This window comes from Streptomyces sp. NPDC054796, from assembly GCF_053611545.1.
Window position 1 is genome coordinate 1 of the sequence record NZ_JBSHAO010000075.1, and the last position, 21,273, is coordinate 21,273.

General features: G+C 72.2%; 17 protein-coding genes. 8 read left to right on the plus strand and 9 right to left on the minus strand.

Going from position 1 to position 21,273, the window contains the following annotated elements; translation table 11 throughout:
• The first annotated feature begins 167 nt into the window (after nt 1–167).
• Complete coding sequence (locus tag ACWGJ2_RS36240; protein ID WP_453350623.1) at nt 168–968, plus strand: 3'(2'),5'-bisphosphate nucleotidase CysQ; 801 nt, start codon at nt 168–170, stop codon at nt 966–968.
• The gene (locus ACWGJ2_RS36245; protein WP_453350624.1) at nt 968–1,606 is read left to right on the plus strand and encodes a sulfotransferase family protein; all 639 of its coding nucleotides are present in this window, start codon (nt 968–970) and stop codon (nt 1,604–1,606) included. The genes ACWGJ2_RS36240 and ACWGJ2_RS36245 overlap by 1 nt, the downstream gene beginning before the upstream one ends.
• Nucleotides 1,607–1,675: 69 nt before the next feature.
• Here ACWGJ2_RS36245 and ACWGJ2_RS36250 read toward each other — a convergent pair whose 3' ends face one another.
• On the minus strand, nt 1,676–2,983 hold the full coding sequence (locus ACWGJ2_RS36250) for a multidrug effflux MFS transporter (RefSeq protein ID WP_453350625.1): 1,308 nt from the start codon (nt 2,981–2,983) through the stop codon (nt 1,676–1,678).
• A gap of 62 nt (nt 2,984–3,045) precedes the next feature.
• Here ACWGJ2_RS36250 and ACWGJ2_RS36255 point away from each other — a divergent pair, with 62 nt between their 5' ends.
• A complete protein-coding gene (locus ACWGJ2_RS36255) occupies nt 3,046–3,546 on the plus strand; it encodes a MarR family winged helix-turn-helix transcriptional regulator (RefSeq protein ID WP_453350626.1) in 501 nt (166 codons plus the stop codon).
• 37 nt (nt 3,547–3,583) lie between these two features.
• On the opposite strand, the gene ACWGJ2_RS36260 is transcribed toward ACWGJ2_RS36255, so the two are convergent.
• From ACWGJ2_RS36260 to ACWGJ2_RS36275, 4 genes are all read right to left on the minus strand, one after another.
• Entirely contained in the window at nt 3,584–4,027 is a 444-nt protein-coding gene (locus ACWGJ2_RS36260) for an SRPBCC family protein (RefSeq protein ID WP_453350627.1), read from the minus strand.
• 520 nt (nt 4,028–4,547) lie between these two features.
• Entirely contained in the window at nt 4,548–5,249 is a 702-nt protein-coding gene (locus ACWGJ2_RS36265) for an AfsR/SARP family transcriptional regulator (protein WP_453350628.1), read from the minus strand.
• Between the two features lie 142 nt (nt 5,250–5,391).
• Nucleotides 5,392–5,595, minus strand: a complete 204-nt coding sequence (locus ACWGJ2_RS36270; protein ID WP_453350629.1) for a hypothetical protein — start codon at nt 5,593–5,595, stop codon at nt 5,392–5,394.
• 230 nt (nt 5,596–5,825) lie between these two features.
• Entirely contained in the window at nt 5,826–7,235 is a 1,410-nt protein-coding gene (locus ACWGJ2_RS36275) for a glycoside hydrolase family 5 protein (RefSeq protein WP_453350630.1), read from the minus strand.
• A 391-nt stretch (nt 7,236–7,626) separates the two neighbouring features.
• On the opposite strand from ACWGJ2_RS36275, the gene ACWGJ2_RS36280 reads away from it, so the two are divergent.
• The 3 genes from ACWGJ2_RS36280 to ACWGJ2_RS36290 all read left to right on the plus strand — a co-directional run bounded on the left by ACWGJ2_RS36280 (nt 7,627) and on the right by ACWGJ2_RS36290 (nt 13,149).
• Entirely contained in the window at nt 7,627–9,213 is a 1,587-nt protein-coding gene (locus tag ACWGJ2_RS36280) for an FMN-binding glutamate synthase family protein (RefSeq protein WP_453350631.1), read from the plus strand.
• Between the two features lie 169 nt (nt 9,214–9,382).
• Nucleotides 9,383–12,028, plus strand: coding sequence for a PA14 domain-containing protein (locus ACWGJ2_RS36285; protein WP_453350632.1), 2,646 nt, complete (start codon nt 9,383–9,385; stop codon nt 12,026–12,028).
• A 308-nt stretch (nt 12,029–12,336) separates the two neighbouring features.
• Nucleotides 12,337–13,149 (plus strand): SAM-dependent methyltransferase, encoded by an 813-nt coding sequence (locus ACWGJ2_RS36290; RefSeq protein ID WP_453350633.1) that lies wholly within the window; start codon nt 12,337–12,339, stop codon nt 13,147–13,149.
• Nucleotides 13,150–13,608: 459 nt separating this feature from the next.
• Here ACWGJ2_RS36290 and ACWGJ2_RS36295 read toward each other — a convergent pair whose 3' ends face one another.
• From ACWGJ2_RS36295 to ACWGJ2_RS36305, 3 genes are all read right to left on the minus strand, one after another.
• Nucleotides 13,609–14,397 (minus strand): S1 family peptidase, encoded by a 789-nt coding sequence (locus ACWGJ2_RS36295; RefSeq protein ID WP_453350648.1) that lies wholly within the window; start codon nt 14,395–14,397, stop codon nt 13,609–13,611.
• Nucleotides 14,398–14,749: 352 nt separating this feature from the next.
• A complete protein-coding gene (locus ACWGJ2_RS36300) occupies nt 14,750–15,946 on the minus strand; it encodes a glycosyltransferase family 4 protein (RefSeq protein ID WP_453350634.1) in 1,197 nt (398 codons plus the stop codon).
• A 223-nt stretch (nt 15,947–16,169) separates the two neighbouring features.
• Nucleotides 16,170–17,228 (minus strand): hypothetical protein, encoded by a 1,059-nt coding sequence (locus ACWGJ2_RS36305; protein ID WP_453350635.1) that lies wholly within the window; start codon nt 17,226–17,228, stop codon nt 16,170–16,172.
• Between the two features lie 673 nt (nt 17,229–17,901).
• Between ACWGJ2_RS36305 and ACWGJ2_RS36310 the strand changes: the two genes are divergently transcribed.
• Nucleotides 17,902–18,666 (plus strand): thioesterase II family protein, encoded by a 765-nt coding sequence (locus tag ACWGJ2_RS36310; protein WP_453350636.1) that lies wholly within the window; start codon nt 17,902–17,904, stop codon nt 18,664–18,666.
• Nucleotides 18,667–18,710: 44 nt separating this feature from the next.
• Here ACWGJ2_RS36310 and ACWGJ2_RS36315 read toward each other — a convergent pair whose 3' ends face one another.
• On the minus strand, nt 18,711–19,640 hold the full coding sequence (locus tag ACWGJ2_RS36315; protein WP_453350637.1) for an L-histidine N(alpha)-methyltransferase: 930 nt from the start codon (nt 19,638–19,640) through the stop codon (nt 18,711–18,713).
• Nucleotides 19,641–19,668: 28 nt separating this feature from the next.
• Here ACWGJ2_RS36315 and pdxR point away from each other — a divergent pair, with 28 nt between their 5' ends.
• Nucleotides 19,669–21,207 (plus strand): MocR-like pyridoxine biosynthesis transcription factor PdxR, encoded by a 1,539-nt coding sequence (pdxR, locus tag ACWGJ2_RS36320; protein ID WP_453350638.1) that lies wholly within the window; start codon nt 19,669–19,671, stop codon nt 21,205–21,207.
• Nucleotides 21,208–21,273 lie beyond the last annotated feature (66 nt).

A 21,273-nucleotide genomic window follows, 5' to 3' on the forward strand; every position in this document is an offset into this window, starting at 1 on the left:
CATGCTCCGCGACGGCACCTTCTACGAACCCCGCCTCCCTGAAACAACCGCCGCATGACCAGCTCAGGCTTGACGAAGGACATAGAGGCACCCCCACCTGTCCCCGTCCCGTCACCCGTCACCCGTCCCGACGAAGCCCGGCGGGACTTCCCACGAGGAGATCTCACATGCCCCCACCCCCCATCCGTGACGACGAGAAACTGGCGGCGGAACTGGCCGCGGAGGCGGGACGGGTTCTGCTGGACCTGCGCGCGAAGCAGGGGTTCGGCGACCCGAAGAAGCTGAAGGCGGCGGGGGACCGCGAGGCACACGAGTACCTGATGCGCTCCCTCGCCGCACACCGCCCCGATGACGCCGTGCTCTCCGAGGAGGGCGTGGACGACGCCCGTCGGCTCGACGCGCCCCGCGTGTGGATCGTCGATCCGCTGGACGGCACGAGGGAGTTCTCCGAGGAGGGCAGGACCGACTGGGCCGTGCACGTGGCGCTGTGGGAACTCGGGGAACTGACGGCGGGCGCCGTCGCCATGCCCGCCAGGAACACCGTGCTCACCTCTGCCGACCCGCCACGGCCCGTCGACGCGGAGGGCGAGGACCCGGCGGCGGGCGAGCGGCCGCTGCGGCTCGCCGTGAGCCGCACCCGGCCGCCCGAGCTGACCGGGGCGCTCGCGGCCTCGCTCGGTGCCGAACTCGTCCCCATGGGATCGGCGGGCGTGAAGATCGGCAGCGTGCTGCTCGGTGAGGCCGACGCATACGTGCACGGCGGCGGCCAGTACGAGTGGGACTCCGCCGCGCCCGTGGCGGTCGCCAGGGCGGCCGGGGTCCACGCCTCCCGGCTCGACGGCTCCCCGCTCCTCTACAACAGGAAGGGCGCGTGGCTGCCGGATCTCGTCGTCTGCCGCGCGTCCTGCAAGGACCGCGTTCTCCCCGCGATCCAAGAAGCGCTCACTCATCCCACGAAGGAGTCCTGATGAAGATCATCGGCGCGGGTTTCGGGCGGACCGGAACCCTGTCAGTGAAAGCGGCCATCGAAATGATGGGCTTCGGGCCCTGTTACCACATGATGGAGGCGTTCGAACACCCCGAGCACCTGAACACCTGGCTCGCGGCGCGCAACGGCCAGCCCGTCGACTGGGACGCCGTGTTCAGCGGCTACCGCTCGACGCTGGACTGGCCCGCCTGCGACTTCTGGGAGCCGCTGGCCGAGAAATACCCGGAAGCCAAGATCATCCTGACGGTCCGTGACCCCGAACGCTGGTACGAGAGCTTCCACGAGACCCTGGCGCCCCTGTGGAACCCGGACAGCGAGACCTCCGACGCCATGGCGAAGGAGTACCGGAAGTACCTCGAACTCGTCCAGCTCATCACCGAGAAGACCTTCGACGGGCGCCTCGGCGACAAGGAACACGTCATCTCGGTCTTCGAGCGGCACAACGACCACGTCCGCGCCTCCGTACCCGCCGACCGCCTGCTCGTCTACGAGGTGAAGGAGGGCTGGCAGCCGCTGTGCGACTTCCTGGGCACCGAGGCTCCGGAGGGCAAGGACTTCCCCCACCTCAACGACCGGAACAGCTTCCTCCAGATGGTCAAGGGGCGGCTGGGCAACTGAGCCCGCAGGGCCGGATCCGGTCGCGAGACCGGATCCGGCACATCCGGCACATCCGGCACATCCGGCGCGTCAGCGCCCCGCGCCCGCCGCGGTCACCTCGCCCGCGCCGCGCCACGGCCGGGCCAGCAGGACCAGGCAGAGCGCCGCACCGGCCAGACCGGCCAGCATGATGACGGCCATCGGCGCCGAGCTGTCCTCGCCGAAGAGGCCGACCAGCGGCGAGGCGAGGGCGCCGAACAGGAACTGGAAGCCGCCCAGCAGCGCGGAGGCGGCCCCGGGCGCGGTCCGACCCAGGGTCTGGCCCAGGCTCATCGTCGCGGGGAAGATCACGCCGATCCCGCCCATGGTCACGAACAGGCAGGCCCAGGTGGCGGCGAGACTCTCGCCCACCGTGGCCAGCAGCAGAACCTGTGCCACAGCCCCCAGCCCGGCCAGGCAGACGCCGCCGGCAAGCAGGGAGTTGAGCCGTACGCCGCGCGACAGCCTGGCGAACACGCCGCCCGCGATCAGCATGGCGAGCGCGTTGGAGGCAAAGATCAGCGAGTACGTCGTGGACGAGACGCCGTGCAGGTTCTCGAAGACGAAGCTGGAGCCGCTGATGTAGCAGAACATCGCGGCCGAGCTGAAGCCGAGCACGAGCACGTAGCCCATGAAGGCGCGGTCGGCCAGCAGCGCGCCCATCGCGCAGAAGGTGGCGCCGAGCCCGGCCCCGTGGCGGCTCTCGCGCGGCAGCGACTCCGGCACCCTGGCCAGCACGGAGAGCAGCAGCAGGCCCCCGATGACGGTGAGGACCACGAAGACGGCGCGCCAGGTGGACACGGCCAGCACGGCGCCGCCGAGCACGGGAGCGGCGATCGGCGCGACGCCGAGGATCTGCGAGAGCAGTGCGAAGTAGCGCGGGATGTCGCGCCCATGGAAGCGGTCGGTGATCACCGCCCTGGCCAGCACCATGCCCGCGGCGCCCGCCACCCCCTCCAGGAACCGTGCCGCGGTGAGCACCTGGACGTTCGGCGCCAGCGCGCACACCAGCGAGAAGAACGTGAACCCGACGGTCCCGGACAGCAGCAGCCCGCGCCGCCCCAGCGCGTCGCTGACAGGCCCGATCAGCACCTGTCCGACGACGAGTCCCGCCAGGAAGGCGGTCATCGTGAGCTGGACGGCGGAACTGCTCGCGCCGAGCGAGTCGCCCATGGAGGGGAAGCCCGGCACGTACATGTCGGTGGCCAGCGGCGCGACGGCGGTGAGGGCGCCCAGGACGGTGACCAGGACGGCGGCGCGCACGGGCGGCGGGCCGGAGGCGCGCTCGCCCGCGGTGCCGCCTTCGGTGCCGCCGTCCGTGCGAGGGGCGCCGGAACGGGAGGGGGACGGGGATATCATGAACGCAAAGGTAACCGATGGTTCGCTGGTTAACGAAAATGCCGAGGAGTAGGTGGTCCACCGTGCTGTTCCCTCCCCAGGTCGTCCGTGCGCGGTGGGCGGCGGACAACCCCGGTCTGGACACCTCGCCGATGGAGGTGGTCGCCCTGGCCAAGCGGGTCATCTCGCTCATCGACCGCGCGGTCGAGCCGCTCTACGAGGGCGCCCCGCTCACCGCGCCCGAGGTGGACATGCTGATCCCCCTGCGGCACGCGACGGAGCCCGTCATCGCCCGCCGTCTCGCCGACGACATGGGGATCTCCCGCGCGGGCATCAGCAAGGCGCTGGCCAAGCTGGAGAAGCGCGGCTTCATCAGCCGCACGCCCAACCCGGCAGACCGCCGCGCCGCGCTGGTCACCATCACCGACGCGGGCAAGGAGGCGGTCGACGCGCTCTTCCCCCGCCAGCTCGCCGTCGAGGCGGAGCTGCTGGCCGGGCTCGGCGAGGACCGCGCCGCGGTGGTGGACGCGCTGTCGCGGCTCGTGGACGTGCTGCGGGACGGCTCGCCGGACGCGGCACGCTGAGCACGGTGCGGTGCGGTGCCTGCCAGGGGCGTGAGGGTTACGGTGCGGGCCGCGCGAGGTGTTCGTCGAGCGCCTTGAGGCCCGGCACGAAGACGTTGTCGGTGAACAGCGCCCGGAGGCTGTCCGTCTCCGCCGGATCGAGCGGGGTGAAGTCCGCCCACCAGCGCACCTCGCTGGTCCCCTCCGACGGACCCGGCGTGATCCGGAGCGTCGCCCGGTAGTCGCTGACGGGGAAGGGGCTCAGGGCGAACTCGTAGCCGCACACTCCGTCATCGAGCTGGAGGAGCCGTTCCAGGATCTCGCCGCCGTCGGTCGTGGTGAGCCTGCGCAGGTGTCCGGGAGTGCCGGGCGGGACGCCGGGCTCCGGTACGCAGTCGGCGATGAGCGGGTGCCAGAGGTGGATCTCGTCGAAGGAGGAGACGACCGCCCAGACCGCGGCGGGCGGACGGGCGATCGTGGCGCGGGCCTCGGCTCGGGGCACGGATCCCTTCGCGGGGTGCGGATGGAAACGGGGGGTTCTGGACGTCGGGGGTGTTGCGCGGGACGGTTGGCCGGTGTGGTGCACATTGTAGGGTCCCGCGCTGATTTTTGTGCCGCAGCACGGGGTGCGGGGCGCTGCGCTGGGCGGTTCGCCGTATTCCGGGTGCGGGTGGGTGGCTTCGGCGCGGCGTGTGGTTGCGGTTGTTCGCGGCTGGCGCCGCGTGGTTCTTGGTTTGTGCCGGTGGCCGTGTGGGGTGTGTGGGTGGGGGGTGTCCGGTGCCGCGCCGGGGTGTCTCCTCGGCGTGAAGCTTTCGTCGTCGCCTCTCGGCCGGTGACTTTCTCGACCTGCGGGGACACCCCACCACGTCCCCGTCCCGCCGGTGGCCCACCTCCGCTCCGGGTCCGCCGGGGCCGACTCCATGACGTGCGGCGGCACAAATTCAGCGCGGGACCCTACGGCACCCACCTCCCCGGCCAACCGTCCCGCGCAACCACCCCGTGAAACGGCAACCCCCCGTTTCCTACCGCCCCCGCGAGGGGGCTTCCCGGTGCAACAAAGCGCGGAGCGCGGGGTCGGGCCGCAGGCCGAGTTCGCGGTCCAGGAGGGCCGCGTACACGCCCAGGCTGCGCCGGGCCTCGACCCAGTTGCCCGCGGCCAGGTGCGCCTCGATGAGGACGCGCTGCGCGCTCTCGCGCAGCGGCTCGGCGCCGACGGCCGCCATCGCGACGTCGACCGCGTCCGCGCACAGGCCCATGCGCGTGAGCTGCCGGCTCTGGCACTCCAGCGCGTGCAGCAGCCGCTGCCGGACGCGTTCGCGCTCCATCAGCGCCCAGTCGTCGTACCAGCCGGGCAGCAGTTCCAGCGCGTCCGGCGCGGGGGGTGCGGCACGCAGTTCGCGCGGTGTCGCGCGGCCCTCGATGACGTGGGTGGCCCAGGTGCTCACCGTCCGCAGGTCGATGAGCACCTCGTCACGCATCGTGAGCCCGTGCTTGTCGGCCGCCACCAGCCGGACGTCCATGCGGTTGAGCCGCCACAGCGCGGAGCGCAGGTTCCCGTTGGCTCTGGCCTCGTCGTGCACGGGCCACAGCGACCCGGCGGCGTACGGCCGCTCGACCCGGCAGGGGCGCAGCGCCAGGAAGGCGAGCAGGCGCCCGCAGCTTCTGGGCACGTCGACGCGCCGAGAGCCGACGCTGACCGAAAGCTCCCCGAAAAGGTGCAGCACAGGCAGGGTTTCCTGGGCGCCCCAGGGGGCCAGAAGGTGAGGAAAATCCGGCGGCATGGCGTTCTCCCCCCGCGCGAGCGCGCCCCTCGACGGGAGTCGGAGGTCCCTTGCCCGGCCGTCACGGGACGCTGACTGTGGTGTATCAACGATCCGCAGTCTCAGCGAGGAAGGCCAGAAGAAATTCCCGCACCATCCGTACGGCCGACTCGGCATCTGCTGTAGACGCATCGACGCCCACGGGGACCCGTTCGACGTCGGGATTGAGCCGCAGGGTGATCAGCGCCCCGTGCGTCTGGGCCTCCACGCGCACCACGCACACGCCGGTCCTGCCACTTCCGGACACCATTCCGGCAGCCTGCCACGGGCCCGTCACCGCGGCGTTGAACGTACGTACGGATCGCGGACGCCCGGTCACCGGCCGCCGGTGCGGCCATGGCACGGGGCGGTTCACGAGCGGACCGCCGGCCGCTCACGAACCGCCCCGCGCCCGGGAGCGGGCGCCCGGAGGAGCGCCGGGCGCCCGTCCCACTCACCGCCTGGTGAGGGGCGGTGCGTCAGTGGTGCGGCAGTGGCGTGTCAGTCGTGCGTGCCCGCCGTCGTGACGGTGACGTTCGTGCCGGTGGTGCTGTTGGCGCCGCCGAGCGGGACCTGGTGGTCGAGGCCGACGAAGCGCCCGTCCTTCTGCCAGAGCGCGGGCTTGAGGAGCGCGTACTTCGCCTCGTCCCAGGTCTTCCAGTCGTAGTCGAGCAGCCCTCCGGTGTCACCGGAGTTGGGGTTGAGGCACCAGAAGGTCTGGTGGATGCGGTGCTCGACGATGAGGTCGCGCAGCGCGGTCATCCACTTCTGGTTCTCGCCGCCGTCGAGCCGCCCGCCCCACTCGCCGACGAGCAGGGGAGCGGTGCCGTTCTCCTTGAGGTAGAGCCAGTTGGGCCGCCAGACGTTCTCGGTCAGCGTGGTCTTGTTCCAGTCGCCCTCGAACCACGGCTGGCGGTGGACGGAGGGGCCGTAGTCGTGCGGCGAGTACACGAGCTGGTCCTGCTGCGTACCGAGGTCGACGGGGTGGTCCTTGGCGCCGCGGAGGTTTCCGCCCCACCACATGGAGTGGTAGTCCGTCGGAGTGGTCGAGCCCCAGTCCGTGCCGTTCTTCGGGTAGATCTCGATGCCCTCACAGAGCACCAGCAGATTCGGGTTGACGGCAAGGATGCGGCGGCCCGCCGTCTGGCAGGCGTGCTTCCAGTTGTCCTGGTCGGCCGAGCCGTCCCACTTGGCGCGCGGGCTCTCGTTCTGCCTGCCGTGCGGCTCGTTCTTGATGTCCATCGAGAGGATGGTGTCGTCGTTCTTGTAGCGGCTGGCCAGCCACTCCCAGGTGGCGTAGAAGTCCTCCACGGTGACCGCGCCCTTCCACCACACGGGGTGGACGTGGCCCGAGTTGTCGGCCTCGGCGCTGTGCACGTCCATCATGACCTTGATGCCGTACTGCTCGCACAGGTCGAGCCAGTAGTCGAAGACCTGGAGCGAGGTCATGCCCGTCAGCTCCGGGTTGGCCCAGGTGTTCACGGCAGAGGGCGCCGTGGCCTGGCCGTTCTTCCACTCCTTGAGCAACTGCGTGGAGATGGGCACCCGGATCGTGTTCATCCCGCGCTCGGCCATGGCCCGGGTCAGTTCCTCGATGTTGGCCGACCAGAGGCCGTGGAAGACGCGCTCACTCGTGTTGAAGCCGAACCAGTTGGTGCCCGTCATCCACACCTTGTTGCCTTGCGCGTCCACGATGTCGCCGCCCTGGGTGTGCAGCCAGTCGTCGCCGGGGGCCGCCGCCTCGGCGCCCGCGCTCCGGTGCGGGGCTGGGGCGCTCTGACCCGCGTGCGCGTCGGGGGCGCTGAGCTGGCCCATGGTGAGCAGGCTCGCCGCGCTCAGCGCCACGGCGAGCAGCGCCCGCCGCAAGCGTGCGCCGCGGCGCGTTCTCTCGCTCGTGAGGTTGTTCGTCATCGTCACCTTCCGGTGGGGGAGTGGGCCGTGCGGTGGGGCGGCGGCGCATGACTCCCGGCCCTCCGGGGGCCGTGGGCTACGGCTCCGGGGGGCTGTGTCCGCCGGCGTGTGGGAGCGCTCCCAAACGTGTTGACGCTGTCGTTGTAGAAGCTGCGCGGGGCCGCGTCAACGGGCCGGGACGGGATGACTGGAACTCGGCCCTCTGTACGGGTCCCTCGGCGCGGGGCCCTGCGCGGGTCCCTCCGTGCGGCAGCCGTTCGTGCGGCGGCGCGTCGCCGGGGGCGCCGCGCCCGGGTCGGAGAGGGTGGGTGGCCGGATGCTGTCGGGGTACGCCGGTCTCCAGCGACCGGCTCCGGCGGGAGCCCGGCACGGAGGGATACGGAGGCGTGAAGTGGCGCGTGTGACAGCTGTGGCGTTCATCTGGCTGCTGGCCCTCGCGGCGCTCTGGGCGGGCCGGGCGGCCGACGGCGGCTGGTGGTGGGCGGCGGGCGTGCTGCTGGCGTTCGCCCTGGTCGGGCTGTACGACCTCGTCCAGCGCCGCCACTCCGTCCTGCGCAACTACCCCGTCATCGGCCATCTGCGCTACATCCTGGAGAGCCTCCGCCCTGAGCTTCAGCAGTACTTCGTGGAGCGGGACTTCGACGGCCGCCCCTTCGACCGCGACACCCGCTCGATCGTCTACGAGCGCGCCAAGGGCATGGCCGACCAGGCGTCCTTCGGCACGGAACGCCCCGTCTACGAGGCCGGTTACGAGTACTTCGTGCACTCCGTCGCGCCCCGGCCCCTGCCCGAGCAGCCGCCGACGGTGCGGGTGGGCGGGCCCGGGTGCACGCGCCCGTACGACATGGCCCTGCTGAACGTCTCCGCCATGAGCTTCGGCTCGCTCTCGGCCAACGCCATCCTCGCGCTGAACCGGGGAGCGGCCGAGGGCGGCTTCGCGCACGACACCGGGGAGGGCGGGATCTCGGACTACCACCTCCGTCACGGCGGTGACCTGGTGTGGGAGATCGGCACCGGCTACTTCGGCTGCCGTACGGACGACGGGGACTTCGACGCGGAGGAGTTCGCCCGCAAGGCGCGCTGGGACGCGGTGCGCTGTGTCTCGCTCAAGCTCTCGCAGGGCGCGAAGCCGGGCATGGGCGGCGTCCTGCCGGGCGGCAAGGTGAACGCGGAGATCGCCCGCGTACGGGAGGTGCCGCGGGGCGAGACCGTCGTCTCGCCGCCCTACCACCGCGTCTTCTCGACGCCCCGCGAACTCGTGCGCTTCCTCGCCCGGATGCGCGAGCTGTCCGGGGGCAAGCCGACGGGCTTCAAGCTCTGCGTGGGCAGCCGCCGCCAGGTCCTGGCGGTCTGCAAGGCGATGCGCGAGGAGGACGTCACCCCCGACTTCATCATCGTCGACGGGGCCGAGGGCGGCACGGGCGCGGCTCCGCTGGAGTTCATCGACCACGTGGGCACCCCGCTGACCGAGGGACTGTCCACCGTGCACAACGCGCTGGTCGGCTCGGGGCTGCGCGATCGGGTGCGGATCGGCGCCAGCGGCAAGGTCGCCACCGGGGCCGATCTCGTCAAGCGGATGATCCAGGGCGCCGACTACGCCAACGCGGCGCGGGCCATGATGTTCGCGGTCGGCTGTATCCAGTCACAGCGCTGCCACACCAACACCTGCCCCGTCGGCGTCGCCACCCAGGACCCGCGCAGGGGGCGCGCCCTGGACGTCGAGGACAAGTACCGCCGCGTCCAGCGCTTCCAGCAGGCGACCGTGCACAGCGCGATGGAGATCATGGCCTCCCTGGGCGCGCGCTCAGCCGCCGACCTGCGTCCCGACATGCTGCGGCGCCGGGTGGGGCCCGACACCGTGCGCTCCTTCGCCGACCTGTACGAGTGGCTGGAGCCGGGGCAGCTCCTGGACGGCGCCGCGCCCCGCGACTGGGCCCGCGACTGGCGCGAGGCCGACGCGGACACGTTCACGGCCTGACGCGCCACGCGTCACGCGCCGAAGGCGGGCGGCGAACTCCCGCGCCCCGGAGCACTCTTGGCGCGTTTCCTGTGTGCACGCATGTTGTTTCGTGGTGGAGGTTGTGACTCAATGTTTGACCACGTGTCGTATTTCATGGACATGCCCCTCCACGAGCGTGAGGAATCACGTGAGACATAGACGTATCCGCACCCGCATCCGTCCCCGAATCCTCCTCCTCTGGTCGCTGCTGCTCGCAGCGGCGCTGGCACTGCCGTTGAACGGACCGCTGCCCGGCGCCTCGGCGGCTCCCGCAGAGCGGGCGGCCACCTTCGCCGACGACGACCCGAACGCCCCCGTGCACGGCCTGAAGGGCGAATATTTCCGGATGTCCGAGCCGGGCGCCCGTGACTTCGCCGAGCTCGGCGGCGTCGCGCTCGAACCGCGCGTCGACTTCCCCGGGCTCGCCTCCATCTTCGAGTCCGTGACCGGCCGCACCGAGCACACGACGGCGCGCTGGACCGGACGTATCGAGGCACCCGAGACCGGCGACTACACCTTCTACGCCAAGGGCGACAACGGCTTCCGGATCCTCATCGACGGCAAGCCGGTCATCGACCACTGGGTGCCCGACTGGGACAACGAGCAGAAGAGTGAGCCCGTCAGGCTGACGGCCGGTGAGCCGCACGAGATACGCGTGGAGCTGTTCCAGGACACCGGCGGCGCGAACCTGGCCCTGAGCTGGGAGAGCGGCACGGTCGAGAGGGAGATCGTCCCCGAGTCCGCCTTCACCCCGCCCGCCGACTACGAGGTCTACCCCGTCGCGCTCTCCGTCGGCGAGGACGGGCGGCGCTTCCAGACCACCTTCGCCGGTGACGTCGCCGGGTACGAGGGGTTCGAGGACCACCTGGCGATCGAGGTCGACACGACGAAGATGCCGGTCGAGTCCGTCACCCCGGCGGCCGACGACCCGCGAGCGCTGATCGTCACGCTGGCCGAGCCCGTGCAGAAGGACCAGCAGGTGCGCGTCTCGTACGACGGGAAGGGCGGCCTGACGGCGGGCGGGGAGACCGTGCCGCAGATCATCCGGCACGCGCGGAACGCGTCCACGCAGCGGCTGCTCACGGAGTGGGGCGAGAAGCTGGACCGCCGCAACCCGCTCCCCGAGTACCCCCGCCCGCAGGAGGTGCGCGACGAGTGGCGCAACCTGAACGGGCAGTGGGAGTTCGCCGGGGCAGAGAAGGGCGAGGAGCCGCAGTTCGGCAAGGCCCTCGACGAGCGGATCACCGTGCCGTTCCCCGTCGAGTCGCAGCTCTCGGGGCTGGAGCGGCACGAGGACCACATGTTCTACCGCAAGGAGATCACTGTCCCCAAGAAGTGGTCCGTCGGCGACAGGCAGCGGCTGAGGCTGAACTTCGGCGCCGTCGACCACCACGCCAGGGTGTGGGTCAACGGGAAGCAGGTCGCCGAGCACAAGGGCGGCTACTCGGCCTTCAGCGCCGACATCACCGACGCGCTCAAGCGGGGCGGCAAGCAGGAGATCGTCGTCGCCGTCACCGACACGGCCGGGCAGAACCAGCCGAGGGGCAAGCAGGCCGCGGACCCGGGCGGCATCTTCTACACCCAGTCCTCCGGCATCTGGCAGACGGTCTGGATGGAGCCCGTCGCGAAGACCGCCGTCGACCGGCTGGTCACCACACCCGACATCGACGCGCACAGCCTGACGGTGAACGCGAAGTCCGAGCACGCCTCCTCGTCGGCCCGTGTCACGGCCGTGGCCCGTGACGCGAAGGGCAGGAAGGTCGGCTCCGTCATAGGACCCGCCAACAGCGATCTGCGCCTGCCCGTCAGGAACCAGCACCTGTGGTCGCCCGACGACCCCTACCTCTACGACCTCGACGTCACCCTCACCGACGGCAGGTCGAAGGACAGGCTGAAGAGCTACTTCGGCATGCGCTCGCTCGGCATCGAGAAGGTGGGCGGCCACCAGAAGCTCGTGCTCAACGGGAAGCCGTTCTTCTCCCTCGCCATGCTGGACCAGGGCTTCTGGCCCGACGGCCTCCACACCCAGCCCAGCGACGAGGCGCTCAGCTTTGACCTCGAGGCGCAGAAGGAGCTGGGCTTCAACGCCGTGCGCAAGCACATCAAGGCGGAGTCGGCGCGCTGGTACTACCACGCCGACCGGCTCGGGCTGCTCGTGTGGCAGGACTTCGTGTCCGGTGACATCACGAACGAGGAGGGCAAGCAGGCGTTCCTGACCGAGGGCAAGCGCGTGATGGAGCAACTGCACAACTCGCCCTCGGTCGGCGGCTGGGTGGTCTTCAACGAGGGCTGGGGCGAGTGGGACCGCACTGAGACCGGCAGGATCGCCGAGTCCGTCAAGGCGGCCGACCCCTCCCGCGTCGTCAACGCGCACAGCGGCGTCAACTGCTGCAACTCGAAGGGCGACTCGGGCAAGGGCGACATCATCGACCACCACGACTACAACAACGACGACCCGCCCACGGCCGACCACCGTGCCGCGATGGACGGGGAACACGGCGGCTTCACCCTGCGCACCCCCGGACACATGTGGCCGGGCACCCCGACGGTGATCTACAGCGGTGTGGCCGACAAGGAGGCGCTGACCGCGAAGTACGTCGAGAACACCGAGAAGTTCTATCTCCAGCAGGCGGCGGCCGGACTGTCCGGCTCGGTCTATACGCAGGTCACCGACCTGGAGAACGAGCTGAACGGCATGTGGACGTACGACCGGCGGGACATCAAGGTCGATCCGGAGCGGGTCAGGGCCGTCAACGAGAAGGTGATCGCGGCGGGAGCGGGCGCGGGCGACTGATCGTGCCGCTCCGCATCCTCCCGTGACCGCGCGTCACTCCGGATCACCCCGGACCGCGCCCGCCCGCCGCCTGTCCCCTCGGGCGGCGGGCGGGCGCACGTCCGTCCCTGCCTTCGCAGGGGACTTCGGCCCCGGCTGCCAGGGCGCCTTCGCCTCGTCCGCCGCGCCGGACGAGGGTGCGTCGACGGGGGAGGCCAGCGGCAAAGGCGGTGCCCTGGATGCTCCGCTTCCGCCTCCATGACATGCTGGCCGCCGGACCACAGCACGGCCCGTCGCCGCGGACGGGGCCGCTCCGGCGGAGGTGAGCGATGAGCCAGCACGGCTATCAGGCAGACAGGATCGTGACGGACGAGGCGCACTCGGCGCGCGTGTACGACTACATCCTGGGTGGCAAGGACAACTACGAGGTCGACCAGGAAGCGGCCCGCGTGATGTGCCGCGAGTGGCCCGCGCTGCCGGTGCACATGCGCGCCAACCGCGCCTTCATGCACCGGGCTGGCCGCTGGCTCGCCAGGGAGGCGGGCATCCGGCAGTTCCTCGACATCGGTACGGGGCTGCCCACCTCGCCCAACCTGCACGAGGTCGTCCAGGGCGAGGCCCCCGCCTCGCGGGTGGTCTACGTCGACAACGACCCGATCGTCCTCACCCACGCCCAGGCCCTGCTGACCAGCACCCCGCAGGGGCGGACCGCCTACATCGACGCGGACATGCGGGACCCGGACGCCATCCTGTCCGACCCGGTCTTCCAGGACACCCTGGACCTGGGGGAGCCGGTCGGGCTGATGGTCATCGGCATCCTCCACTTCATCCTCTCCGGCGACGACGACCACGGTCTGATCGAGCGCCTTCTCGACCCGCTTCCCCCGGGCAGCTATCTCGCCTCGACCATCGGGACCGCCGACTTCGCGCCCCAGGAGGTGGGCAAGGTCGCGGAGGAGTACGCGCGCCGGGGCATGCCCATGCAACTGCGCACCCACGCCGAGGCCGAGTCCTTCTTCGCCGGTCTCGACCTGGTCGAACCCGGCGTCGTGCAGGTGCACCGCTGGCACCCGGACGCCGACGACGAGCGGGTCGACGACCGGGACATCGCCATGTACGGGGGCGTGGCCCGCAAGCCCTGAGCGGTCCTGTCAGGCGCTGCGTTGAACCGCCCTGCCCATTGCCCCGTGATCAGCAGCGAGATCGTGGTTCAGGGCTGACCAACAGCCTTACAGGAAGGGGCGACATGCCTGAGAGTTCGCCAGAGAGCGGCAGTTCGAAGCAGGCGGAGCAAGACGCTCGTGCCCGGCTTCTGCGGGCCAACCAGCCGTCGGCCAACCAGTCATCGGCTCTTCGCCGCAGCTACCCGAAGAGTACAGACCTCGTGGGAATGGCGAGAGCCATGGAGCGGGACAAGCGCCCGGTCCGAGACGCTTCCACGCAGCAGTCAAGGGGCAGGTCTCCGGGTCGTTGACCCGCTTCTCCGAGAGCCCGGGCCGAGCCCAGACGGCCCGGGCCGCTCGTGGCCGCCCCGCTGATGATGCCGCGTCGTGTGGCGGTGTCCCCGCCGACGGCGGGGCCGTCGACGGGGACGCGGGCCGTCAGGCGCCGAGTTCGCCCGCCGCCTTCTCGATGTCGGCGGAGAAGGTGCTCACCTCGGTGTAGACGCCGGGCTTGCCGGGACGCGCGCAGCCGTCGCCCCAGCTCACGATGCCGACCTGGACGAACTCCCCGGCCTCGTCCTTACGGAACAGCGGACCGCCGGAGTCGCCCTGGCAGGAGTCGATGCCGCCGTTCTCCAGGTCGCCCGCGCACAGCTCCTCCTCCGGGGTCAGCTCACTCCCGTAGGCGCTGCCGCAGGTGGCGTCGTCGACGAAGGGCACGTCGACCTTCAGCAGGTTCTGCTGCTGCTCGCCGCCCTCCTTGTCCGCGCCCCAGCCCGCGACGGTGAAGTCGCCCTCGTTCAGGTCCGCCGAGGTGGCCAGCGGCAGGGTGGGCTGGTCGATGGGCTTCTCCAGCTTGATGAGCGCCCAGTCCTTGCCCTTGCCGTCGTAACCCGGGGCCTGGAGCACCTCGGTGGAGTTGACCTTGACGGAGTCGGGGGAGGAGAGGTCGGTGACCCCGCCGACCGCCTCGATCTCGGTGTTCTCGCCGCTGCCTTCCACGCAGTGCGCGGCGGTGAGCACGATGTCCTGCTTGTAGAGCGCGCCGCCGCAGCCCATGGAAAGCCGCACCATCCACGGGAATTCGCCCTGCTGGGCCTTCTCGCCGCCGACTATCTTCGGGCTCGGCACGGGGTCTGGCGCCCCGTCGGACCCGGCGCCCGTGGCCTGCGCGCTGCCCGGCACCATCAGTGCGAACGCGGCGGCCGCGACGGCCGCCGAGGCCATCGCACCTCGGGTGATCCTGCTGCCGCGCCGCGCGCCCTGGCTGTTCGTGTTCAAGGGATGTCCTTTCGTGGGGGGTTGCACGCTTTGTCGAGGGCATGCCAAACCGGGGCCCGGTGCGGGCGCGGAAGAAGAGATGTTCCCCCTGTGCCGCTCCACCGCAAGACGTGCGGCCCCGTGTGGCAACTCCCGTAAAGCGCTCCGCAATTATGTGAATCAAGTGAACGCCGTGACAAGGGGGCCCAGTGAGCTGGATGGGAGAGACGGTCGGGCCGGGAGAGGGGAGGCGGAGGTTCCGGTGCGGCACATGTGACACGTCGCGCGTCATGTGTCGTCCGCTTCGGACCGCGTGTCGTCAGCTCCCCGTGCGCGCCCGCTCCGGCGCGGGAGGCAGCACCAGATCGGCGCGGCGGCGCCAGGTGTAGCGGGCCAGCAGTTCGTCGCGGGCGCTCGCCCCCAGCCGTCGGCGCAGCTCACCGTCGGCCGTCAGGGCCGTGACCGCAGCCGTCCAGGCGTCGACGTCCTCCGGCGGGCACAGCAGACAGTCCTCACCGTCCCGCAGCACTTCCCGCAGCACGGGGAGATCGGAGACGACCATGGCCCTGCCGTGCGCCATGTACTCGAACAGCTTCGGCGGCGACATCCACAGCGCGGCGTCACCCGCGCCGTCCGCTTCTGCGGCCCGCGACTGGTAGGGCGCCAGCACCACGTCGAAGTGCGGGTAGTAGGCGGCGAGCTGCGCCGGCGGGCGGTGCCCGTGGAAGTGGACGTTCGCGGGCGCGCCGTGCCCGCGCCAGTAGGCCAGGCCCTCCGTCGTGCCGCCCACCAGATGCACGTCGATCGCGGGCAGGCGTCCGGCCAGCGCCAGGATGAGGTCCACCGTGCGCCCCGGGTGCAGATGGCCGACGTAGCCCGCCTTGAGCGCGTCGGGACGCCCCGGGAGTTCGACGGGGGCTTCGACGTGCTCGGGCGCGGGGTCGGCGCCGTCGGGGGCCACCTCCGTCGCGACCCCGGCCAGTTCGGGGAAGACCTGCGCGTAGGCGCGGGCCAGCCCGTGGGCCACGAACACCACGCGCTTCAGCGAGGGGTGCCGCAGCAGCGCGCGTTCCGTCTCCCGCCAGGACGGGTCGTCCCACAGCGCGTTCGCCTCGTAGACGACGGGGGCCAGTTCGGCGGCGGCGAGCAGGCTGTAGGGCTCGCGCCCGTAGAGCAGGTCGGGGCGCGGGCCGCGCTCCAGCTCGGTCCGTACGCGCGCCGCTCGCCGCCGCAGCGCGGCACCCGCGTCGGCGTCCCCGGTCACGTACCCGCCCGTGGCGATGCCGGGGCGCCCGCCCTCCCCGCCCTCGCGCTCGACGGTGAGCGGGATGCGGCGGAGGCGGAAGGGGTTGCGGACGCCGTAGTAGATGTACGGGTCGGCGGCGGCGGTGCCCGGCAGCGCGTAGAGCGTGACGTCGTGACCGGCGTCGCTGAAGGCGTCGCACATGCGCATGGCGTGCACTCCGCCGGCGTACGCGGAAGGGATGCTGCCGCCGTGCAGATAGGCGATACGCATGGGCGTCTCCTCCTGGTGAGCGGGCGGGGCGGACGGCGGCGGGGCGGACGGAGGCTGGGCGGACGGACGCGGGTCGGACGGACGCGGGGCTGACGAGGGAAGCGGGGCGGGCCCGGGCTGTGCCGCTCGGGAAACGGTCGGGGTCGGGGTGGGGGGGGAGTGGGGGGGGGAGTGGGGGGCGGGGCCCGGACCGGACCCGGTGGCGCTGTCCGTCGCCGCCCGGTCAGACGTGGCGGCCCGTAGCGGCCCAGCCGTGGGAGAGCCGCGTCGCCTCCTCCGCCTCTGCCAGGACACCGAGCCCGTGCGAGGTCAGCAGCGACGACTGCCCGCGCAGCGCGTCCACGGCGCGCACCGCCCGTTCCAGCAGTCGGCACCGGCGCGCGGACAGGGGTTCGTGCGCCAGCTCCGCGACCTCCCACAGCCGCTCGTAGAGGGTCACGCGGCGCACCAGGGCCAGTACCTCCTGGAACAGCCCGGCGACGGGGCGGGGGTCGCCGCGCAGCGGGCCCGGCACCTGGCGGGCACCTGCCACGGCGGGGCCTCCGGCGTCTTCCCCGGAAGGGACGAGGAACGGGGTGCTGACCGCCGCCGCGTTGCAGCGGGTACGGGTGCCCTCGCGGGTGAGGGCCTCGGCGAACCGTACGGGTCCCGGCAGCACGTCGGGACCGGAGTCGGGGGCGTGACCGGGACAGGGACCGGGACAGGGACCGGGGCCGTGACCGGGGCCAGGGGTGAGGAGGCCGCGGCGGATGAACACCGCGCCGTGGGTGACGAAGTCGGTGAAGCCGTCGAGCGCGTGCCCGTCGAGCAGCGCCACCTCGGTGACGCCCTCACGGAGTTCGGCGAGCAGTTCGGGCCACGCGCTGCGCAGCAGCGCCGTGCTCTCGTCGAGTACGGCGCGCTCGTCGTCGCGCCAGGCGGCCAGTCGGCAGGTGCCGGGGTCCGCCGTGCGGGGGAGGGAGGCCAGGGCGCGGGAGACGGAGCGGTCCAGGTGCGGCGCGGGCGGGCCTACGGGGGAGAGGCTCAGCGGGCCGGGGCGTATCCACTCGGGCACGACGGCGGCCCGGACATCCGGGCCGTGGACACGGATCCGCTCCGTACGGCCCGGTCTTCCCGGCCGGTCAGCGGACTGCGCCGCGTGCGCCGCGGCCACCAGCGCTGGACCGTGCAGCGAACGGTGGGCGTCCTCGGTGCCCGACGCCGCCAGCACGGACAGCGCGATGCCCGCGACGGTGTCCTCGTCACACGCTGCGGCCCGCGCGTCGGGCGCAACCCCAAGCACCGTGCGGCCTCCCACACTCACGCTCCTCACGACCGCTCCCCACGACACGACCGCTCCCCACGTCCGCTCGTCACGGCGCGGTGCTGTGACACCCTCGTCTTCACAGCTACCCGGGCCGCCCGGGGACCACCACGGGTGGCCCCACCGGCGCCCGTGCGAAGCGGACATCCGCGTTCGGCCCGGGACAGATCTTGCCGCGCGACGAAAGCGGTGCTAGAGGTGACGGGACCGGGGATGCGGAACGTGGGGTGACGGCCCACGGGAGCGGCGGACGTGGTGCGGGGCGGCCGGTGCGGTCGCCCGTACGGGCCCGGGTACCGCTCCCATTCGGCCCGCGCGGCCCGTCCGATCTGGCCGATATCCGCTCCGCCGGGCGCCTTCCTGCGCTCCGCGTAGGACGCGGGCGGCCCGGTGAGGGCCGTACCGCCCCCGTGCCCTTCCGCCCGGCGGCCCTTCGCCGCGGTCCCACACGGACCGCTCGCCGCCGACGGCCCTGTCTACACGCCCGGTGACGCTCCGTCACCGGTCCACTGCGGCAGGGCGCGGCGTGACTCGGCGCGACGCGGCGCGACGCGGCACGGCGTCGCGTGGCGGAAGCGGTTACTCAGCGCGGGCGGGGGCAGCCTGACTGACCGTCGTGGCCACCGTGGCCGCGGGAAGCCGGAGGTGCGTCGTGACCGTGGACAGCTCGGCCTGGGTGAGGCGGTTCCACACCGCGCCGGACAGCGGGGCCGTCCGGCTCGCGGTGCTGCCGCACGCGGGCGGCTCGGCGAGCTATTTCCGGCTCTTCTCCCAGGCGCTCCACCCCCACGTCGAGACACTCGCCGTCCAGTACCCAGGCCGCCAGGACCGCAGCCACGAGGAACGGATCGAAGAGGTCACCGTCCTCGCCGACAGGGTCGCCGAGGCGCTGTCCCCCTGGACGGACCGCCCGCTGGCCCTCTTCGGCCACAGCATGGGCGCTTCCGTCGCCTTCGAGGTGGCGCGCAGGCTGGAGAGGCGGGGCGTGGCGCCGCTGGCGCTGTTCGTGTCGGGGCGCTCGGCCCCGGCGGCACAGCGGCCGAGCGGACTGCACCTGCTCGACGACGACGCGCTGATCGCCGAGATCGGCAAGCTGAGCGGCACGGACACGCGGGTCCTGGCCAGCGAGGAGATGCTGCGTCTGGTCCTCCCCGCCGTCAGGAGCGACTACAAGGCGGTGGAGACCTATGTGTGCGCGGAAGGAGCACGCGTGGCCAGTCCCCTTGTCGCGCTCGTGGGACGTACGGACCCCAGGGCCGGCGTGGACGGCGCACAGGGCTGGGCGGCCCACACCACGGGCCGCTTCGCCCTGCACGAATTCGAGGGCGGCCACTTCTACCTCGCGGAGCAGTGGGAGCGGGTGGCGGAGCTGGTACGGGGCGTCCTGCGGGACGCGCCACGCACCGCAGGGCGCTGACGGACCGGGACGGGCCCCGCCTCCGGCGCCTCCTCCGCCCCTTCCTACGCCGGGCCGTTCACCCCCTCGGCCTTGAAGAACGTGTAGTGGAACGTCCCGTCCTCCTCGGCCGCGCGCCGGAGACCGGCGATGCCCCGGTCCCAGTCGGCCTCCGTGACGAGTCCGGCGGCGAGTGCGTCGGCGCGTACGGACTCGACCATGGCGGTGAACGTGTCGAGTGTGAACGACCGCATGAGGGCGGGCCGCGCGGCGTCGGCGTAGACGGTGCGGGGGCCGACACGGACGTTCCGGTAACCGGCAGTGGTGAGCAGCGGCCACAGGCGACGGCCGATCAGGGAGTCGCCGCCCGCGTCGGCCTGGAGCCGGATCAGGCACTGGACGGCGGCCCGTGCAGCGGAGCTGTCGGGGTGGAAGAAGGCCGAGCCGTGGTCACCTTCGATGACCGTGATGCCGCCTCCTGGCCGCAGCACCCGCCGCAGTGCCGTCAGCGCGGCGGCCGGGTCCGCCAGGTGCTCCAGTACGAAACAGGCGAAGACGTGGTCGAACTCGGCGTCGGCGAAGGGGAGGTCGAAGAGATCGGCCCGGTGCCACTCCACCGGGGCTCCTGGTGCCTCGGCGGCGACCCGGGCGCGCGCCTGGGCGAGGGAGTCCTCGGAGATGTCCACGGCCACGATGTGTGCCCCCGGGCTCGCGTCCACCAGGTGAACGGTCTGCGCGCCGACCCCGCAGCCCACCTCCAGCACCCGGCTGCCGGGCGGGTACGCCGTACCGCCGTGCAGGAGCCGGGCCAGCGTGTCGGCCTGGTCGCCCAGCCTTCTGGCCTCCCGCTCCGAGTACCCGTGGACGTAGGCCCGCGCTCTGTCGGCGGGTGCTGAGAGGAGGGCGGCGGCAAGGGGAGACGGGGAAGACGGGGGAGACGGGACAGAGGAGGAAGCGGCAGCGGAAGGACGGCCGGTCGTGGTGTCTGTGCGCATGCCTCGACCCTGTCGTCACAATGGCCCGGTGAACAGGTCCAATGGAAGCTGCCCTGAGGGGTCCATAAGCGCCGGATCGGACTTCCTCCAGCTCGACACCGGAGAGGCGCCCGTCGGCGGGCTCGCCGACTGGCTGACGGGGCGGCTCCGGCTCGCCCTCGCCGACGGCCGGCTGCCCGTGGGCAGCAGGCTCCCCGCGACCCGCGTCCTCGCCGCCGAACTGCGGGTCTCCCGAGGGGTCGTGACCGAGGCGTACCAGCGTCTGGCCGAGGCCGGGCAGGTGGAGGGGCGGGGGCGCGGGGGAACGGTCGTCGTCGCCGTTCCCGCGCCGCCCATCCCTCCGGCCCTGGCGCTCCGGCCTCCCCCTCTCCCTCCGGATTCGGGGCCCAGGCCCGGGGGCCGGGCGGGGGAAGGCGGGGCGGCCGGAGCGCTGTTCGCCGCTGCGCCCGCAGCGGACGTCTTCGACACCCTGCGCGCGGCCCCGGCGCGTATCGATCTCTCGCCCGGCCTGCCCGACCTGACGGTCTTTCCGCGTACGCGATGGATGCGGGCCGAACGGGCCGTGCTCAGGGACCTCCCCGCCTCCGCCCTCGGCTACGTCGACCCGCGCGGGGCCCCGGAGCTGCGGCACGCCGTCGCTGCCTGGCTCGCTCGCAACCGTGGGATCGTCGTGCCGGCGGACGAGGTCGTCATCACGGCGGGCACCACACAGGCGCTGGCCCTGCTCGGCCAGGTCTTCAGGGACCGTGGGATCACCCGGGTGGCCGTCGAGGAGCCGGGGTCGCTCGGTGTGCGCCAACTGCTGCGCGGGCACCGGCTGGAGACGCCGCCGGTCGCGGTCGACGCGGACGGGGTACGTGTCGATGAGTTGCGCGCCACGGGCGCGCCCGCCGTGCTGCTCACCCCCGCTCACCAGTTCCCGACCGGAGTCGTGCTCGACGGCGCGAGACGCCGTGCCCTGATGCGCTGGGCGACGCACGAGGGCGGACTCGTCGTCGAGGACGACTACGACGCCGAGCACCGCTACGACCGGCCGCCGGTCCCCGCCCTGCGGTCCGTGCTCCCCGAGCACGTCTGCTACGCGGGAAGCGTCTCAAAACTGCTGGCCCCGGCCCTGCGCGTCGGCTGGGTGCTGGTGCCCTCGACGTACCGCGACGCGCTGATCGCGGCCAAGCGCTTCGCCGACCAGGGCAACGCCGCGCTGCCGCAACTGGTCCTGGCCGCGCTGATGGAGTCGGGGGAGCTGGAGCGGCAGCTACGGCTTCTCCGCGGGCGGCACCGGCGGCGACGGGACGCGATGATCGAGGCGATACGCGCGCATCTGCCCGACGCGACGGTCCACGGCGCCGCCGCCGGTCTCCATCTGACGGTCACTTTCGACGGGGTGTTTCCCGATACCGGCCTCGCGGCGGCGGCGCTCGCGCGTGGCGTCAAGACCCAGCCACTGTCCTGGCACAGCCAGTGTCCGCGGCGACCCGGGCTCGTACTGGGCTACGCGGCGTGCACGACCGCGTCCCTCCACGAGGGGATCGCGGAGCTCCGCGCGGCCCTGCGCGAGGTGCGCTGACCAGCCCCGCCGGGCCCGGCCCCCTCCCGTCGACGCCGCCCGCCCCGCCCACCCGGCCCGTCAACT

What these genes read in the sequence shown, in the direction of transcription:
- ACWGJ2_RS36240 (WP_453350623.1), top strand. Translation starts at nt 168, where the DNA reads ATGCCCCCACCCCCCATCCGTGACGACGAGAAACTGGCGGCGGAACTG.
- ACWGJ2_RS36245 (WP_453350624.1), top strand. Translation starts at nt 968, where the DNA reads ATGAAGATCATCGGCGCGGGTTTCGGGCGGACCGGAACCCTGTCAGTG.
- ACWGJ2_RS36250 (WP_453350625.1), bottom strand. Translation starts at nt 2,983, where the DNA reads ATGATATCCCCGTCCCCCTCCCGTTCCGGCGCCCCTCGCACGGACGGC.
- ACWGJ2_RS36270 (WP_453350629.1), bottom strand. Translation starts at nt 5,595, where the DNA reads ATGGTGTCCGGAAGTGGCAGGACCGGCGTGTGCGTGGTGCGCGTGGAG.
- ACWGJ2_RS36275 (WP_453350630.1), bottom strand. Translation starts at nt 7,235, where the DNA reads ATGACGAACAACCTCACGAGCGAGAGAACGCGCCGCGGCGCACGCTTG.
- ACWGJ2_RS36290 (WP_453350633.1), top strand. Translation starts at nt 12,337, where the DNA reads ATGAGCCAGCACGGCTATCAGGCAGACAGGATCGTGACGGACGAGGCG.
- ACWGJ2_RS36295 (WP_453350648.1), bottom strand. Translation starts at nt 14,397, where the DNA reads ATGGCCTCGGCGGCCGTCGCGGCCGCCGCGTTCGCACTGATGGTGCCG.
- ACWGJ2_RS36300 (WP_453350634.1), bottom strand. Translation starts at nt 15,946, where the DNA reads ATGCGTATCGCCTATCTGCACGGCGGCAGCATCCCTTCCGCGTACGCC.
- ACWGJ2_RS36315 (WP_453350637.1), bottom strand. Translation starts at nt 19,640, where the DNA reads ATGCGCACAGACACCACGACCGGCCGTCCTTCCGCTGCCGCTTCCTCC.